At 73.4% G+C, this 17,251-nt stretch carries 14 protein-coding genes; 8 read left to right on the forward strand and 6 right to left on the reverse strand.

Annotation, left to right across the window (positions count from 1 at the left end; all coding sequences use genetic code 11):
- Window positions 1-3 precede the first annotated feature (3 nt).
- On the forward strand, window positions 4-354 hold the full coding sequence (locus ACRB68_RS09105; protein ID WP_153531670.1) for an arsenate reductase family protein: 351 nt from the start codon (window positions 4-6) through the stop codon (window positions 352-354).
- Window positions 355-360: 6 nt separating this feature from the next.
- Here the strand turns inward: ACRB68_RS09105 and ACRB68_RS09110 are convergent, their stop codons facing one another.
- Window positions 361-1,221, reverse strand: a complete 861-nt coding sequence (locus ACRB68_RS09110) for a LysR family transcriptional regulator (RefSeq protein WP_153531671.1) — start codon at window positions 1,219-1,221, stop codon at window positions 361-363.
- A 107-nt stretch (window positions 1,222-1,328) separates the two neighbouring features.
- Between ACRB68_RS09110 and ACRB68_RS09115 the strand changes: the two genes are divergently transcribed.
- Window positions 1,329-2,696 (forward strand): dienelactone hydrolase family protein, encoded by a 1,368-nt coding sequence (locus tag ACRB68_RS09115; protein ID WP_153531672.1) that lies wholly within the window; start codon window positions 1,329-1,331, stop codon window positions 2,694-2,696.
- Here ACRB68_RS09115 and ACRB68_RS09120 read toward each other — a convergent pair.
- The gene (locus ACRB68_RS09120) at window positions 2,683-3,567 is read right to left on the reverse strand and encodes a hypothetical protein (RefSeq protein WP_153531673.1); all 885 of its coding nucleotides are present in this window, start codon (window positions 3,565-3,567) and stop codon (window positions 2,683-2,685) included. The genes ACRB68_RS09115 and ACRB68_RS09120 overlap by 14 nt on opposite strands.
- A gap of 84 nt (window positions 3,568-3,651) precedes the next feature.
- On the opposite strand from ACRB68_RS09120, the gene ACRB68_RS09125 reads away from it, so the two are divergent.
- Window positions 3,652-5,487, forward strand: a complete 1,836-nt coding sequence (locus ACRB68_RS09125; RefSeq protein WP_194293219.1) for an endonuclease/exonuclease/phosphatase family protein — start codon at window positions 3,652-3,654, stop codon at window positions 5,485-5,487.
- Here the strand turns inward: ACRB68_RS09125 and ACRB68_RS09130 are convergent.
- Window positions 5,484-5,822: an MmcQ/YjbR family DNA-binding protein gene (locus tag ACRB68_RS09130; RefSeq protein ID WP_328593952.1), complete on the reverse strand. Its 339-nt coding sequence runs from the start codon at window positions 5,820-5,822 to the stop codon at window positions 5,484-5,486. The genes ACRB68_RS09125 and ACRB68_RS09130 overlap by 4 nt on opposite strands.
- 63 nt (window positions 5,823-5,885) lie before the next feature.
- On the opposite strand from ACRB68_RS09130, the gene ACRB68_RS09135 reads away from it, so the two are divergent.
- From ACRB68_RS09135 to ACRB68_RS09155, 5 genes are all read left to right on the forward strand, one after another.
- On the forward strand, window positions 5,886-6,230 hold the full coding sequence (locus ACRB68_RS09135; protein WP_153531674.1) for a CU044_2847 family protein: 345 nt from the start codon (window positions 5,886-5,888) through the stop codon (window positions 6,228-6,230).
- 6 nt (window positions 6,231-6,236) lie between these two features.
- On the forward strand, window positions 6,237-7,856 hold the full coding sequence (locus ACRB68_RS09140; protein ID WP_153531675.1) for a VMAP-C domain-containing protein: 1,620 nt from the start codon (window positions 6,237-6,239) through the stop codon (window positions 7,854-7,856).
- 1 nt (window position 7,857) lies between these two features.
- The gene (locus tag ACRB68_RS09145) at window positions 7,858-8,826 is read left to right on the forward strand and encodes an AAA family ATPase (protein ID WP_153531676.1); all 969 of its coding nucleotides are present in this window, start codon (window positions 7,858-7,860) and stop codon (window positions 8,824-8,826) included.
- Window positions 8,816-14,065 carry an SAV_2336 N-terminal domain-related protein gene (locus ACRB68_RS09150; RefSeq protein WP_268890278.1) on the forward strand — a complete coding sequence of 1,750 codons (5,250 nt, stop codon included), beginning with the start codon at window positions 8,816-8,818 and terminating at the stop codon, window positions 14,063-14,065. The genes ACRB68_RS09145 and ACRB68_RS09150 overlap by 11 nt, the downstream gene beginning before the upstream one ends.
- Window positions 14,066-14,165: 100 nt before the next feature.
- Window positions 14,166-14,582 (forward strand): nuclear transport factor 2 family protein, encoded by a 417-nt coding sequence (locus tag ACRB68_RS09155; RefSeq protein ID WP_153531678.1) that lies wholly within the window; start codon window positions 14,166-14,168, stop codon window positions 14,580-14,582.
- A gap of 25 nt (window positions 14,583-14,607) precedes the next feature.
- On the opposite strand, the gene ACRB68_RS09160 is transcribed toward ACRB68_RS09155, so the two are convergent.
- From ACRB68_RS09160 to ACRB68_RS09170, 3 genes are all read right to left on the reverse strand, one after another.
- Window positions 14,608-14,790, reverse strand: coding sequence for an SMI1/KNR4 family protein (locus ACRB68_RS09160; protein WP_207709616.1), 183 nt, complete (start codon window positions 14,788-14,790; stop codon window positions 14,608-14,610).
- 119 nt (window positions 14,791-14,909) lie between these two features.
- Entirely contained in the window at window positions 14,910-15,596 is a 687-nt protein-coding gene (locus tag ACRB68_RS09165) for a TetR/AcrR family transcriptional regulator (RefSeq protein ID WP_153531679.1), read from the reverse strand.
- Between the two features lie 7 nt (window positions 15,597-15,603).
- Window positions 15,604-17,046: an FAD-dependent oxidoreductase gene (locus tag ACRB68_RS09170; protein WP_153531680.1), complete on the reverse strand. Its 1,443-nt coding sequence runs from the start codon at window positions 17,044-17,046 to the stop codon at window positions 15,604-15,606.
- Window positions 17,047-17,251: the final 205 nt, after the last annotated feature.

Genomic DNA, 17,251 nt, shown 5'->3' on the forward strand with positions numbered 1-17,251 from the left:
AGCATGGAAATCTGGATCAACCCCGACTGCTCCAAGTGCGGCTCCGCGCTGGAGATCCTGAACGCCGCGGACGCGTCCTACACCGTGCGCCGCTACCTGGACGATCCGCCCACCGAGGCCGAGATCCGCCAGGTCCTCGGCCGCCTCGGCCTGGAGCCCTGGGACATCACCCGCACCGGCGAGGCCGTCGCCGCCGAGCTCGGCATCGGCGATTGGCCGCACGAGCGCGACCGCTGGATCGCGGCCCTGGCCGAGCATCCCGTGCTGATCCAGCGGCCGATCATCACCGCCGACGACGGGCGCGCGGTGGTCGGCCGGTCCGAGGAGGCCGTCCGTTCCGCCCTCGCCGGCTGACGGCGGTCACGACCAGGAGCGGCCGAGCAGCAGCAGGTGGCCGCGCACCGCGTCGGCCGCCGGATGCCGGCCGCCGGGACGGAACGCCAGGAACAGCGTGTTGACGGGCGGCAGCTCCGGCTCCAGCAGGGTGCGCAGCCGCCCGTCGGCCAGCTCGGCCCGGCACAGGTAGCGCGGCAGGACGGTGACGCCGGCGCCCGCGACCACCGCCGCCAGCACCCCGCGCAGGTCGGGGACGACCACGGCGGGCTCCCGGGTGAGGCGGGTGTCGAAGACCGTCCGCCAGTAGCGGCGCAGGATCGGCAGGTTCTCGGCGTAGGCGACCAGCGGCGCCCGGTCCGGGTCGGCGCCGGCCCAGGCGGGCGCACCGACCAGGGCGAACTCCTCGTCGCAGAGGGGTTCGGCGCGGATGCCGCGCTGCCGGGGCCGCTGGGTGGTGATCGCCAGATCGAGGCGCCCGCCCGCCAGGCCCGCCAGCAGGTCGCCCGGCAGGCCGAGGGTGACGCGCAGCCGCAGGCCCTCGCCGACCATCGGGGCGAGGGCCGGCAGGACGCGGACGCAGGTCAGCTCGGCCGGGCCGCCCAGATGGACGGCATGGGCGAACACCTCGCCGGGGTCGTCGAGGGTCAGATCCTCCAGCGCGTCGAGCGGCGCCGCGACGCGGCGGGCCAGCTCGTCGGCGGCGGGCGTCGGCGCCATCCCGCGCGGCAGCCGGTCGAACAGGGGGCGGCCCAGGTGCTGTTCCAGGGACTTGACCTGCGCGGTGACGGCGGGCTGGGACAGGCCGAGCAGCTCGGCGGCACGGGTCGCCGACCCGGACCGGTGGACGGCCAGGAAGGTGCGCAGCAGGTCATAAGAGACGGCCATGACCCGCAGACCTATCAGAAATCTGATGGTAGATCTCGGCTATCGCTATTGGCGGCTGATGGCGTCGGGCGGGCAGTGTGGGGCCCTCACCTCCGAAGGGCTCTGACATGACCAAGCGGGTACTGATCGCGCTGACCAGCCACTCCGACCTCGGCGGCACCGGCCGCAGGACCGGTTTCTACGTGCCGGAGGCCGCCGAACCGTGGGCGGTCTTCACCGATGCCGGGTACGAGGTCGACCTGGTCAGCGTCGCCGGCGGCCGCCCGCCCCGGGACGGCGAGGATCCTGCCGACCCCCTTCAGGACCGGTTCCTGAACGATCCCCGCGTCGCCGCGCAGCTTGCGGGCACTCCGGCACCCGGCGACGTCGACTCTGGCCGCTATGACGCCGTCCTCTTCGCCGGCGGGCACGGCACGATGTGGGACTTCCCCGACAACAAGGGCCTCGCGGCACTCGCCCGCGACGTCTACGAGCGCGGCGGGATCGTCGCCGCCGTCTGCCACGGCCCGGCCGCGCTGGTCGGCCTGACGCTGTCGGACGGCTCGTACCTGGTCGACGGCAGGCGCGTCGCGGCCTTCACCAACGGCGAGGAGGAGGCCGTCGGGCTGGCCGGCGTCGTGCCGTTCCTGCTCGCCGACCGCCTCGCCGCGCAGGGCGCCCGCCACCTGCCCGCGCCGAACTTCGCCCCGCACGTGGTGGAGGACGGCCGGCTGGTCACCGGGCAGAACCCCGCGTCGGCGCGGGGCGTCGCCGAGGCCGTCGTCACCGCGCTGGACGCCGCCTGGGTCGCGGTCCCGGTCGCGGACGGCACCACGATGGACCTCTACGCCGCCGGGCGGCCCGGCGCGCCCGGCGTGATCGTCGCGCCCGAGCTGTTCGGCGCCGACGACCACCTCCAGGAGGTCACCCGCCGCATCGCCCGGCTCGGCTACCGCGCCGTCCTGCCCGACTTCCACCACCGCACGCGCCCGCGCGCCGCGCTCCCCTACGGCGAGGAGGGCCGCGCCCAGGGCTTCGCGCTGCTGGACCACCTCACCCGCGACGGCGTCCTCGCCGACGTCGCCGCGGCGATCGGCCACCTCGGCGGCGGCCGGATCGGGATGGTCGGGTTCAGCGCGGGCGGGCACCTGGCGGTGCTGGCCGCCGCGCGGCTGGACATCGCGGTCGCCGCCGCCTTCTACCCGGGCTGGCTGACGAACACCGGCATCCCGGTGAGCCGCCCCGAGCCGACGATCACGCTGGCGGACGGCATCAAGGGCCGGCTGCTCATCGAGGTCGGCGAGGACGACCACGCGGTGCCGCGCGAGGACCGCGAGCTGATCGCGCGACGGCTGACGGCCGCCGGGGTGAAGCACGAGATCGCCGTGCACCCGGGCACGCCGCACGGGTTCTTCTGCGACCGCCGCGACACCTACCGGCCCGAGGCCGCCGCTGCCGCGTGGGAGCGGGTGTCCGCGCTGCTCAGCGAGCTGTGAACGCGACGGCGGTGACCGGCATCGCCGGATTCCGCAGCCCGCTGAGCTGCAGGGTGAAGCCGTGCTCGGGGACGCGGGCGCCGAGCTCGAACGGCTCGACGGCCACGCCCCGCGCCGTCAGGTCGGCGACGACGTCGGCCATGGGGCGGTCGAGGCGCACCCCGTCGAACCAGGCCGGGCCGGTGACGACGAGGGTGGTCAGCCGGCCGGCCTCGTCGAAGGTCAGGGTGAGGCCGTGCTCGAAGTACCAGTCCTCCGCGGCGCCCCCGTAGGACGGCACGCTCTGCATCGCGGGCCCGAGCAGGCGGCGCAGCTCGTGCCGGTCCTGGCCGAGCCGGACCCGGTCGGTGCCGGCGCCGGACACCAGGTGGTGCTCGGTGATGTCGGCGACGGGTTCTTCGTCCGACATGCCGAGGACGCTGCCGGACGGGCCGGTGCGGAAGACCCCGACCAGTTGCACCGGCTCCGCCCGCTCCTCGGCGTCGGGGACATAGAGGTTGAAGCCGGCGTCGGGGGCCTCGCAGCCGGTGCCGTCCTCGGTCAGGCGGACACCGGCGGCGCGCAGGTCGCGGACGACGTCGCCGTAGGGGCGGCCGAGCAGCGCGACGTTCTCGTGGAAGACCGGGGCGGGCTCGTACAGCTCGATGTAGAACAGCCGGTCCCGGTCGTCGAACCACAGGATGAGGCCGCCGTCCACGTACTGGTCGCACACGCCGGTGCCGGAGGCGGACTTGCGGAACGGTCGCCGCTCGCCGAGGTGCTCGCCGAACGCGTCGGCGAGGCGGGCGGTGATCGCGGCGCGGTCCTCGCCGAGGGAGATGCCGCCGGGCAGCATGCCGGACAGTCCTGCACGGGGGCGGATGGTCCACATGGGCGAATGATCCCAGAAGCTCTTGCATGACCAGGGTCACATAAGTGAGAATCCTTCACATTCTGCTCCGGAAGGACCCCCGTCATGGCCGCTCCGCGGATGAGGTTCGACGTCCTGTTCGGCGTCCTGGTCCTGGTCGACGTGCTGTGCGTCTTCCTCCCCTCGCTGATCACCCTGGTCGGCAGCGCGGGCGAGACGCCCGCCGAGGTGATGGGCGCCTACGCGCTGTCGTGGTTCGTGGCGGCGTTCCTCGCCGTCCCGCTGGCGCGGCTCGTCCCCGCCCGGCGGCTCGCGCTCGGCGCCGGGATCGCGCTGGCCGCGGCGCGGGCCGCGCTGCAGTTCACCGACGGCGGCGATCCGCAGCTCTACGCGGCGAGCCTCGGGCTGCTGGCCGGGCTGGTGTGGCTGGTCGCGACCGCGATGGCGGGGGCGTCGGCGCCCGCGATGACCGGTTTGGTCGCGGGCCTGGCGCTGGCGACCACGCTGCACGCGGCGCTGGAGGGCATCGACCTGGTGTGGCGGACAGGTCCGCTGCCCTGGCTGCTCCTCGCCGTCTACCTGGCGCTGTTCGTCGCGGCGCTGCTGCGGGCACCGCAGGACGAGCCGGGCAAGCCGCGCATGTGGCTCGCCGCCGGGCCCGCCGTCCTGCTCTGGGGCCTGTACACCGGGAACGCCGCGCACGCGCAGGCCAGCTCCGCCTCGGCACTGTGGGTCGTCGCGGGCGCGGTGCTGTCGGTGGCGGTCGCCGCGCACCCCCGCTTCTGGACGCGGCACCCGGCCGTGCCGGGCGTGCTGCTCGTCGCGTCGGCGCTCGGGTTCGCGTTCGGGCGCGCGACGGTGGACGGCGTCCACGGCGTCTCCCCCGGCTGGACCGTCGCCGCGCAGGTGCTCGGGCAGCTCGCGCTGGCGGGCTGCCTCGGCTGGGCGTCGGCCGCGCCCGGCGAAGACCGGCCCACGCGGCGCGGCCTGGCGATGGCGGGCGGCTGGCTGCTGTTCGTGCTGCTGATCTTCGCCTACTACTCGGCCTATGACCTGGGCGTCCCCAACCGGTGGGTGCCGGTCGCCGCGGCGCTCGGGGTCGGCGTGCTCGCCTTCGCCCGCGCCGTGGCGCCGGAGACGGGCCGCCCCGGCCTCGCGGTGGCGATCGCCGCTGTGGTCGCCGTCGCGGCGGTCGCCGCCGTGCCGCTGTGGCGGGCCGGCGCCCCGCGCTGGACGCCCGCGTCCGGCGGCCTGCGCCTCGCCGCCTACAACGTGCGCATGGGCTACGGCCTCGACGGGACGATGGCGACCGAGCGGCAGGCCGCCGCGCTGCGCGCGCTCCGCCCGCACATCGTCGTGCTCGGCGAGGTCGACCGCGCCTGGATGCTGAACGGCGGCCGCGACAACCTGCGTCTGTTCGCCGATCGGCTCGGACTGCGCCCGGTCTGGGCGCCGGCGGGCGACGAGGTGTGGGGCGACGCGCTGCTCACCGACCTGCCCGTCACCGGTGTGCGCAACGTGCCGCTGGTCAAGGGCGGCCCGACCGGCGCGCAGGCGCTGCGCGTCGACCTGCGCTGGCAGGGCCGCGACATCACCGTCATCGCCACCCACACCCAGCCGCCCACCGACTGGACGTCGCTCGGGCAGGCCGAGCAGCTCGCCGGGATCGCCCGCGACGCCGCCAAGGACGGCCGCCAGGTCGTGCTCGCCGGCGACCTCAACCTCGAACCCGGCCAGCGGCCCTGGCAGGTGCTGCTGGACGCCGGGCTCGTCGACGCGCTCGCCGCCGCGCGCCCGCTGCGCACCTTCCCCGCCGACCGGCCGGACCAGCAGCTCGACCACGTCCTCGTCACGCCCGGGCTGATGAGCGGGGACGTGGCGTCCCCGGCGGTGACCGCCTCCGACCACCGCCCGGTCGCGGTGACGCTCGTGCCGCGCTAACCCAGGTGGGCGGCGGCGACGCGCTTCGGGACGACCATGCGCCAGGCGTCCTGGACCAGCTCGCGGGCCTCGTCCGGCTCCAGCGCCGCCGTCCACGCGTGCACCCAGTTGAACCGCTGGTCGGCGACCGACGGCAGGTGGAACCGGGCGGGCTCGGCGGCGATGAGCGCGGCCCGCTCCTCGCGCGGGAACGCGAAGCCGAGCACGGTCTCGTCCTGCGAGAACGCCGCGTAGACGATGGCGCCGACGCGGAACTTCACCCGGTCGCGGATCAGGTGCTCGGTGGTGCGCGGCAGCGGCAGCGCGATCTGCCGCACGTCCTCGACGGTGACCACCGGCCTGTCCCCCTTCGCATCGTTTTCTCCCCCACCCTACGGCGGTCTTGTTAGGTTGCCGGGATGGAAGAACTGGTGCGGTGGGAAACGGCCGATGGCCCGGTGCTCGTGGAAGTCGACGACACCGATCCCGGATTCGAGTCGGTGTCGATCCCCGGCGAGTTCGTCCAGAACGCCGCCGAGCGGATGGAGGAGGCCCTCGGCAACGTGCGCGGCGCCGCCGAGGCCGCGCTGCGGAGCCTGCGCGACGGCAAGCTGAACCCCGACGGGATCGAGCTGGAGTTCGGGGTGAAGCTGAACGCCGCCGCCGGCGCCGTCATCGCCAAGACCTCCGCCGAGGCCCACTTCAAGGTGAAGCTGACCTGGGGGCAGCCGTCCCCGAGCGGGGCCCCGGCCGGCGAGGGCTGACGCGGCGTGCAGGGCTGGGAGTGGCGGGCCTGGGTCGGCGGGCCGAACGGCGGCAAGATCGGCTCGGCGTTCCTGGTCTCCCCCCGCCTGCTGCTCACCGCCGCGCACGTGGTGGCGGGCATGGACGAGGTCCGGGTCGGGTTCCCCGGCGTCGCCGAGGACCTGCCGGTGCAGGTCCGGCCGTGCACGGGGTGGCGGGTCGCCGGCGACCCCGGTGACGTGGCGGTGCTGGAGCTGGCCGAGCCCGTGGGGATCACGCCCGCCCGGTTCGCCGCGCCCGGCCGGCCCGCCCCCGACGCGCGGCCCGACCTCGGCACCTACGGGTTCCCGCGCCGCAAGGACGGCAAGGCCCGCTACGCCGCCGTCACCACCGGCCCCGACCTGGTGCAGAACCAGGAATGGTGGCAGCTTGCGACCGTCGGGCCCGGCGAATGGCTGGAGCACGGCTACAGCGGCGCGGCCGTCTACGACCTGCGCACCGGCGACGTCGTCGGCATGGTCACCGACGCCGAACTGCGCGAGGGCAAGCGCGGCAGCACCGGCCTGATGCTGCCCGTCGCGTCGCTGCGCCGCCACTGGGAGCCCCTCGACGACCTGCTGCCGCTCACCTGGCTGACCCCGGCGGCCCGGCGGGAGCTGCGCGAGCTGCTCGACGGCGTCCCCGCCGACGAAGCCGCGGTCATGCGCGAGATCGGCCGGCGCCCGCTGCGGCCGTTCACCTCGATGTGGGACACGGTGCGCTACGTCGCCGAAGGCTGGCCCGAGGAGCGGCTCGCCCGCTACCTGCGGGCGCTGCGGCGGCCCGGGCTCGGCGACTGGGCGCGGCGGCACCTGCCCGGCCCGGCGGACCCGGCCGGCGGCATGGCGTCGATCATCGTGCGGCTGGAGCGCGTCACCCACGACGGCGCCTTCGACCTCACCGTGCACACCTGGCTCGACGGCGCCGAAGGCCCCGCGCAGAAGACCGTGCGGGTGCCGGAGAAGAAGGTGCGGGCCGCCGTGGAGGAGCAGGTCCAGCACGCCACCGCCTTCGTCGCCGGCCGCCGCGACTGGATGATCGAGTTCGCGGTGCCCGAAGGCTGGCTCGGCAAGCCCTTCGAGACCTGGTACATCGACCGCGCGCAGCGGCTGCCGATGCGCCTCTACCCGATCGTGGTGCGCGACGTGAAACGGCTGCGCCCCCACTCGATCCTGTGGGACCAGGCCAAACGCCGCTGGGAGCTGCTCCTGGAACGCGGCCGCAGCGACCCCGAGCCGATCGGCTGCAAACCGCGCCCCAGCGCCGCGTTCCGGGACTGGCTGGAGGCCAACACCGGGCACTGCGTCCTGGTCTACGGGGCCCGGCCCGCCAAGGGCGCGCTGTCCGCCGCGCTGAAGACCGGCGTCCCGGTGATGCTGTGGCCGCGCGCCGCCTGCGACCCCGGCCACGACGACTGCGCCGGGCGGCGCGACGCCCTCGTCGCGCGCGTCGCCGCCGCCCACCCCGCCGACCTGCCCGCGGTCGCGCTCGCGCTGCGCCGCGAGGCGCTCGTCGCCCCCGATGCCGCGCACTGCGGCCGCGACCTGACCCTGCTGTGGGACGACCCGTCCCGGCTGCCCGACCCGCCGCTCGCCATGGAGGTGTGAGATGGCCGCTGACTGGCTGATCTACCGCGGGGACCGCACCCCGCACGACGGCGTCACGCGGCTGCCCGAGCCGCCGAAGTGGCGGCGCTTCGACGGCGGGCCGGTGCTGCCCGACGTCACCGGCGACTCCGGCGAACCCCACCAGGCGCGGACGTACCTGCCGTCCGACGACGCCGTCCAGCAGGTCAACGCCGCCCTGTACCTGCGGCGACCGCTGCTGGTCACCGGCCCGCCCGGCGCGGGCAAGTCGACGCTCGCCTACGCCGTCGCGCACGAGCTGAAGCTCGGGCCGGTGCTGCACTGGCCCATCACCAGCCGCGTCACCCTGCGCGACGGCCTCTACCAGTACGACCCGCTGACCCGGCTGTACGCGGCCCGGCAGGAGGCCGCCGCGGCCGAGGACATCGGCCGCTACATCCGGCTCGGTCCGCTCGGCACCGCGCTGCTCCCCTACGCCCGCCCCCGGGTGCTGCTCATCGACGAGATCGACAAGAGCGACATCGACCTGCCCAACGACCTGCTCACCGTCTTCGAGAAGGGCGAGTACGAGATCCCCGAGCTGGCCCGGCGCGCCGAGGCGTCCGCCGAGGTGTTCACCGCCGACGGGCGGACCCGGGTCACCGTCCGCGAGGGCGCCGTCCGCTGCCACGCGTTCCCGCTGGTGGTGATGACCAGCAACGGCGAACGCGACTTCCCGCCCGCGTTCCTGCGCCGGTGCGTGACGCTGGAGCTGCGGCAGCCCGCCGGGGAGGCCGAGCTCGCCGCGATCGTCCGCGAGCACCTCGGCGAACTGGCCGACCGCAGCGACGACCTGGTGCGGCACTTCTTCGCCCGCTCGGCCGCCGGGACCCTCGCCACCGACCAGCTGCTCAACGCCGTCTACCTGTGCCGGCACGCCGGCGACGCCGACCGGCTCGCGCTCGCCGACCGGATCATGCCGTACCTGTCCGGGGCCGCCGATGACGATTGAGCGGCTGCGCGCCGTCCTCGGGGCGGTGGGGGGCGCCGAGCCGGACGCGGTGGAACTGAGCGAGGTGCTGTGGCTCGCGGCGCACATGGGGGGTGGGGCGCCGCCTGATGACGAGCCGGCGGCGCCTGTTCCAGCGCCCCAGGTGGAAGCACCGCAGCCTCCGCCTTCCCGTCCGGCTCCGCCGGCGCCTGCCCCGCTGCACTCCCCGCCGCCGCCGCGGCCTGTCGGCGGGGACGCGGCGACGGCCGTCATGGTGCCGACCGCGCCGATGCTCGCCGACCCGCTCGGGGTGCAGCGGGCGCTGCGGCCGCTCAAACGCCGCGTCCCCGCGCGCGGGCGCCGCGAGCTGGACGAGGAGGCGACGGCCGAGCGCATCGCCGAGACCCGGCAGTGGGCGCCGGTCCTGGTGCCCGCGCCGGAACGGTGGCTGAGCCTCAGCCTGGTCGTGGACACCGGGCCGACGATGCGGCTGTGGCGGCCGCTGGCGCGGGAACTGGCCGAGGTGCTGGTACGGCAGGGGGCGTTCCGGGACGTTCGGATGACGTTCCTGGACGAGGGCGGGCGCGTCGGTTCGCCGCCCCGGCCGCCTTCGTCGCTGCTCGACCCGTCCGGACGCCATGCGGTGCTGCTGCTGAGCGACTGCTCCGGACCGCACTGGTGGCGGGGGCGCGCGGGGCGCGCCGTGCGGCAGTGGGCGCAGGCCGGGCCGACCGCGATTCTGCAGCCGCTGCCGGAACGGCTGTGGCGGCGCACGGCTGCGCCTGCCGTTCCGGGACTTGCGTCGTTGGCGCGGCCTGGCAGCCCGAACACCGAACTCGACTTCCTGCCGTATGACGGGGAGGCAGCGGCGGGGACGCCCGTTCCGGTGCTGGGGTTCGAGCCGCGCTGGTTCGCGGGGTGGGCGAGGCTCGTCGCCGGTTCGGGGCCGGAACCGACCGCGATGGCGTCCTTCACCGCCTTCTCCGGCAGCCCGGAGCCGGTGCGGCGGGAGCAGGCGCTGCCGGTGGAAGAACGGGTACGGCGGTTCCTCGCGACGGCCTCGCCGGAAGCCGCCGAACTCGCGGCGCACGTGGCGGTGTCGGTGCCGTCGCTGCCGGTCATGCGGCTCATCCAGCACCGCGTCCTCGGTCTCTCGGGGCCCTCCCACCTCGCGGAGGTGCTGCTGAGCGGGCTGCTGCGGCCGCTGGAGGGGGCGCCGGGGCAGTACGAGTTCGCGGCGGGGGCGCAGGAGGCGCTGCTGGACACGCTGCCGCGCCCCGAGGCGGAACACACCCGGTATGTGCTGGAGGCGGTGTCGGCGGAGATCGCCCGGCGGGCCGGAACAGCCGCGGAGACCTTTCCGGCCTTGCTGAGGTCGCCGGATGGGGACCGGGTGGTGCCGTCGCTGGCGCCGGAATTCGCGCGGCTGGGGGCGGAGGCGCGGCGGCTGCTCGCGCCTGATCGGGGGGACGAACTGCTCGAGCTGCTGGGGCTGCCTTCGCCGGAGGAGCCCGGCGAGTTCGCCGAGCGGATCGGCGCTCTTCGTGGCGGTTCCCCGGCCCGTGTCCCCATCGGGGTGCGGGAGGACGGGCAGGCGGCATGGCTGGATTTCGGACACGACCTGCCGAGGGATCCCCATGTCGGTGTGGTCATCGGAACGAGCCGGATCGAGGTGCTGCGGACACTGATCCTCGGCGTGGCGCTCACCGCCTCGCCCGAGCAGGTCTCCATCGCGCTGCTCGGCGACGGCCTGGCCGATCTGGCCGGGCTTCCGTCCGTCCTGCGGCCCGTCGGCACCGACGGACCCGTCTCGCCGCAGTGGCTGGCCAAGTACCTGGACGCCTGGATGGACGGCGACCGGCCGGCGGATGCGGCACAGCGGCTGGTCGTCGTGCTCGACGACGGCCCGGACCTGCTGGAGGGACAACCCCGGCTGCGGGCGGTGCTCCGCCGGATCGCGGCGGCGCCGTCCGAGATCGCGCTGATCCTCGGCTCCCGACCGGAGGGGACGTTCTGGGTGCCCGAGCTGGCACCGACCTTCTACTGGCTGGCCACGACCGAGTCCACGCAGCAGGACGCCCTGCGCTTCACCGCCGACCAGGCGACCGCGCTGCTGCGCAAGGTCCGGCCTTCCCCGAACGTCCCGGCACTGATCGACCGGCTGCGGGCACTGGACCGCACCGAGAACTCCGACCTGCTGCGACTTCTGGGACTGCCCGCCGAAGAGGTGGACTTCGGCCCGGCGCTCCGGGCACTGCGCGCCGCGCCGCCCCGCACCGTCACGATCGGCTTGGACCGCGCGACCGGCCTGCCGTCCGGCCCCCTGTTCCCCGACTTCCCGGACGAACCGGGATTCGGGATCATCAGCGGCCCGCCGGGCAGCGGCAAGACGGCGGCGCTGTGCGCCTACGCGCTCTCCCTCGCCCTCTCCCACCCACCGCAGGACATCGACCTCGTCCTGATCGACCACGGCTCCGGCCGCCTGGCGGAACTGGCGGAACTGCCCCATGTGAGCAGGGTGGTCGGCGCGGGCGACCGGGCCGGCCTGGACGCACTGGTCCGGGACCTTCGCAGCGCCTCCCTCAACGGCCGGAGCGGCAAGGCGACCTTCATCCTGATCGACGGGCTGTCCGGCGTCCCGGCCGAAGAGATCATCAACCGCTCCGGCGACCTCGGCGTCCACGTGGCCATGGCGACCGGCTGGGAGTACGTCGGCGGCCTTGCGATCCCCGTGCGCGGGCTGGCCTGGACCCTCGCGCTGCGCGAGGACCAAGGCGGCCGGGGCGGGCTGGACAACCCCGCGCGGCGGACCGGTCACCTCGGCGACCTCCAGGTCGCCGCCCCTGCTCCGGCCCGGACCATCGTTCGATGGCTGATCAAGGCCGAAACCCCGCGCGTGGTGATCGGCACCGACCCGCAGGGGGCGGCGGTCGAACTGAACCCGCTCGACCACGACAGGTTCGGGCAGCACGGACTGGTCGTCGGTGAGCCTGCCCGGCGACAGGCCGTAATGCGTGCACTCGTCCGCGCACTGATCGACAAGTATCCGATGCAGGAATTCCAGCTAATGTGCTTCGGACTTGGCCCGCATCCGCTCGGCGGTAATATAGGACTCCCTCACCCCGTTGTTGGTCTTGAAGAACTGCTAGGCAACAGTACCGGGCTCCAGAACGCGCTAACCTACCTGAATAATTGGCTCATCAAACTGGAAGAAGAGCGACCATTTTCGCTGGTGGTAATTTTTGACCTTTCGCTGACCCTGCCGTCCAACCAGCCTGAACTCCTGGCGACGCTGCTGCGGCTGGCGCAGCGTGGCCGCGCGCTCGGTATCCACCTGCTGCTCGCGGCCACGGAACTGGATCGCAGGAGCACCGCCTGGAGCCGGCTGATGCCGCTCATGGACTGGCGTGTCTCGGCAGGCCGGCTGACGGCGGCGCAGTCACAGGCGCTGTTCGGGCGCGCGGTCGTCTCCGACCGGCCGCATCTGGCGGTCGACAACGGAGCGCCGACGCCCTTCCGGCTGATCTCGGATCCGCCCGAAGTGGTGGTGCCCGGCGAGATCACCGAGCTGTGGACGAGGCCCGTCACGGAACTTCCCATCGGAACCCTGCCAGACGGCGAGGTGCTCACACTCTCCGCAGAGGATCCCGGCGACGGCGTCATCGTGGACCCCGACCTCGATGGCAACCACATCCTCCGGGCGATCGCCTGGGGTCTGGCCGCCCGGCGGCACCCGTCCGAGCTCCAGATGGTGCTGGCCTCCGAATGGGCGCACACGCTCCAGGACATCGTGCAACTCCCCCACACGGTGGCCTTCTGGAAAGGTGAGACGTACCTGCGACCGTTCCGGCAGGACCTGGAGGCGCGCCTGCGGACGCATGACGAGAACTCTCCGCGCCTGCTGATCATCGTCCACGTGCGCCGCCTCAACGACCTCCTCCGCGTACTGCTGGCCCGCGCCCAGGCGAACGGCCACCGGCTGCTGGTCTGCGTGGGCTCCATCTCGGACGCGGAATTGCCCGGCGCACGCTTCTGGCGCATCACGACAGAGGCCGGCGAAGCCCTGTGGGAATCCCCTGGAGAGGACGCGATCCGCTTCCATCCGTCCGCACCACCAGAAAGAGAGTCTCATTCCCTCCTCCTCCAGGAAATGGCCGCGCTGCTCCCGCCCCACCGGATACCGGAGCTGCCCGCACTGAACCCCCGAGGCGGGACGCCGCAGATCGGCGTCCTGTCCACCGGGAAACCGGTCGCCCTTCCCCCGGGTCCAGGCCTGATCACCGGCAACACCACCGAACTGCGGCTCATGCTGAACACGATCACCTGGGCCTGGGCGCACACCCAGGACCCCACGGAAGGAAGCCTGGCCTTCATGGGCGTCGCCCCAGGGGACGGCTTCCCGCCGCACACCATCGGCGTGTTCAACGCGTTGCTCGAAGAGGCCGCCGCGGCCGTGCTGTCCATGAAGACCGATCTCCGCCGGCTGCTCATCATGGTCAACGTCGCGGACTGGGACACGTCCGCCCGCTCGCTCTCCTTCCTCTTCGACCGAGCCCGTGACACCGACGTCCAGGTACTGGTGTTCGCCGAATCCAGCGGACCAGCGGATCTGTTCCCCGCCGCCACATGGCACCTCACCGCGTCACGCAACGAAAGCCCGGACCGGGTGCTCTGGCAGTGGTCGAGGGACGACGAGCACTATGAATTCTGGAACGCCGTCACAGCAGGAGAGCTCAACCTCGCAGCAGCGGTCACTCCCCCATCCGTGCTGCTCGGCAGCGATCCCGAGACCTCGCTGCCCGTCGAGTTCGACTTCGCCGACGAACCGCATCTCCTCGTCACCGGCCTGCCGTCGGTCGCCGTCCAGGGACTGCTCGAACGGATCGTCCAACGAGCCGCCGAGCGGCAGGAGGCCGTCGCCATCGTCGGCCAGGACGACGCGCCGCCGGTGCCCGGCCTGCCCTGTCTGCGCACCGACGACGAGGTGCGCGAACTCGCCGACCGGGTCGTGCGCGGCGCGCAGCCGTTCGTGATCGTGGCCGGCGTGCCCGGCTCCCGGATGCTCGACATGGTGACCGACAGGCTGGCGCCCGTCCTGAACATCGTGCTGCTCCGCGACTCCGCCCAGTCCGGCAGCCTGCCGAACCAGCTGGAGGAGCTGATGAAGTCGCGGAACGCGCCGGTCCTGCTGCTCTCCCACGCGTCCAGGGACGCGATGCTCATCAAGGGCGACCAGCAGAAGCGCATCGTCCTGCACTGACCGCCGATTCCGCCACGAGGTGAGGTGGGTCGGGGCGTGTTCGAGATCGACCCGATGGAACAATGGGCCTTTGACCAGGCTCAACTTTGAGTGAGAGGGCATGTCTGCTGCTGAGCTGGTGTCGGCGTACCTGGCGGGGTTGGAACGAGCCGACACCGAGGCCGTGCTGAAGTTGTTCGCCCCCGGCGCGGTGGTGCACTCGCCGCTCTACGGCCCCAAGCCGGCCACGGAGTTCTATCCCGAACTCTTCGCCGGCACGGGCAGCTCGCGTCTCACGCTGCGCAGCGTGACGGAGGGCCGTACCCGGCAGGGCACCGCACTGATCTCCTTCTGGTTCCATTTCGACTGGCGTCTACCGTCGGGAGCGGCCGCCCCCTTCGACGTGGTGGACCTCGCCGAACTCGCCGAGGACGGCCGAATCGCCACTCTCCGCATCGTGTACGACACCGTCGACGTGCGTCCGACGTTCGAACGCGAGACCGGCGCTTCCTGGCGGCCTACCGCGGATCAGAACTGATGGGCGGCAACAGCGACTGAAGCCGCTACAGCTCGATCTGCCCTGTCAGGCGCCATTCGAGGTACTTGGTCAGGCTCGGGGCGGCCCAGGTGCGGCTGTCGTCTTCGTGGTTCCAGACGAAGACATCAGGGCGGTCGATCTCGGAGAGGAGCGCGAACAGGTCCCCGTTCCCCGCGTCCGCGAAGAAGAGCAGTGGTTCGAACGGCATGTCCGGCATCACCAGCCCACGTCGACGCCGAGCTTTTCGATCATGAACCGCTGGAACAGCGGCCCCGCTCTCGGATTGCAATGGTGCACGTTGTCCTGGAAGTCCGCGACGCCGGGCGGTCAGGACTCGCCCTCGGGGGCGGGGTGGGCGGCGAGTCCGCGCAGCAGGGTGCGGACGAGCGCGGCGTAGTGGGCGTCGTGGTCGGAGATGAACGCGATACCGCGCAGCTCCAGGCTGGTCGCGCCGTGGCAGGCCGCCCAGATCCGCTGGGCGATCTCTTCGGGGGCACCGGGCCGCAGGTGCCCGGTCGCGATGCCCAGCTGAACCGCGTCGATCAGCCGCTCGAACGTCGCGAGCGCCATCATGCGGGCCTCCGGAGACGGCTCGAACCCCGCGTTCGGCTGATCGAACATCAACCGGTACATCGCCGGGTTGGCCAGCGCGAACGCGCGGTAGTTGCCCATTCCGGTGGTGATCGCGCCGAGGGGGTCGGCGGCGTCGGGGCGGACGGTGACCACGGCCGCGAGCTCGGCGAACCCCTGTTCGAGCAGCGCGTTGAGGATGCCGTCCTTGGAGCCGAACCGGTTGTACACCCCCATCGGGGCCACCCCGGCGCGTGCGGCGATGTCGCGGATCGCCAGTCCGGTGGGGCCGCGCTCGTCGAGCAGCTCGCGGGCCGCCCGCAGCAGCGCCTCGCGGACCACCAGCGCCGACGTCCGCCCCCGGCTCATCTCCGCCCCCGGCGGCGGGTCGATGTCGGGAACGGGGCAGGCGACGGCGGTGAGGGCATGCGGCCATGCAACCACGCCGCCGTCAGCCGGCGCGCGCGGACATGTCGCCGGCGTCGGGAAAGGCGCGGACGGCGGCCAGCGCGGCGTCCGTCAGGCCGAATTCCCGGCCGGGGACGCCGAGCCTTCCCGTGATCGCGGCCCGGGCGACGTGCGTCAGCACCCGGGGGCCGAGCATCGTGGCCGGCGGCGCCATCATCATGATCAGGTCGAAGTACCTCCCGGAGAGGTACGGGTCGGCCACGGCCGCGCGCAGCACCAGGTCGATCCAGCGCCGCACGGCCTTCCCGCCGCGCCGCGGCCGCGCCCCGTGCAGGGCGATCCCCGGCCAGCGCAGGTCCTCGCCGCCGGCCACCGTCCACGCGGCCGCGACGTTCTTGGCCAGCCGGCGCTGGAACTCCCGCTCGAAGCCGGGCCGGACGCCGCCGCGCGGCGGGTCGGCGTGGTCGCGCAGGCACTCGTCCAGGACCAGCGCGTCGGTGGCGGCGACGGTCATGCCCTGGCCGTAGATCGGGTTGAACGCGCACACCGCGTCGGCGGTGGCCACGAAACCGGCCGGCCACCTGGTCTGCCGCTCGAAGTGGCGCAGCCGGTTGACCGGTGTGCGATAGCCCCGGATCGGGGTCAGCGGGCGGGCGATCCGGATGCACTCGTAGACCGTCGGGTCGGGCAGGTCGCGGGCCCACTGCAGGAACCCCGCCTCGTCGGTGGGCGGCGCGGCGCCGGCGAACCCGCCGAGGGTGACGTGCCACTGGTCCTTCTCGATGCCCAGCACCAGCCCGCTCCGGGGGTTGCCGGGGGCCCGGCCGTTGACCACGATCCCGGACCACTCGCCGGGGAACCCGTCGGGTTTGGCGTAGAAACGCGACGCGTAGCCGATGCCGGAGGTGATGGTCTCCTCGGCCACCTCGCCGTAGCCCAGTTCGCGCAGCCAGTCCGGCGTCTTGGAGCGGCGTCCGCTCGCGTCGACCACCAGGTCGGCGGCGAGCACGGAGACGGCGTCGATGTCGGCGCCGCGATGACGCACCCGCACACCGGTGACCCGCTCGGAGCCGGGCCGGGCCGCCAGGCCCACCACCTCCGTTCCCTCCAGCAGCCGCAGCCGGGGGTGCGCGGCCAGCCGTTCGCGGATCTGCCACTCCAGGAGGAACCGGCTGTAGACGCTGAACTCGGCATCGAGGGGCGGGAGCGGGAGCGGCCCGAACGGCGACACCACCTGGAACGGCACGCGGTCGCGTTCGACGGTCGCCCCGGCCGCCCTCAGGTCCTCCTCGATCCCCGGGAACAGCCCCTCGATGATCTCCCGGCCGCGCAGCAGCAGGCCGTGCGCGTGATGCGACTGCGGCACCCCGGACCGGTGCGCCGGCGTCTCGGGGAAACGGTCCCGGTCGAGCAGGCCGACCCGGTCGAAGTGATCGAGCAGGACCCGGGCGGCGAGCAGGCCGCCGATGCCGCTTCCGATCACCACCGCGTCCCCGCGCGCCCACGGCGGCGCAGGGTGCGGATCCCGGCGGGTTCCAGCCGTCGTCCTGGTCATCATCATCTCCAGTGGAACGATGTGCGCGAGTTATAGATCAACGTAATTTGACTGTAGAACGCTGTTACATAACTGGCAAGCCCCGTTCGACGGCGGTCGCTACCGGTGAGCGGGAGAAAGCCCGGCTCGCCTATGT

This window comes from Actinomadura macrotermitis, from assembly GCF_009604375.1.
Lineage (GTDB): Bacteria > Actinomycetota > Actinomycetes > Streptosporangiales > Streptosporangiaceae > Spirillospora > Spirillospora macrotermitis.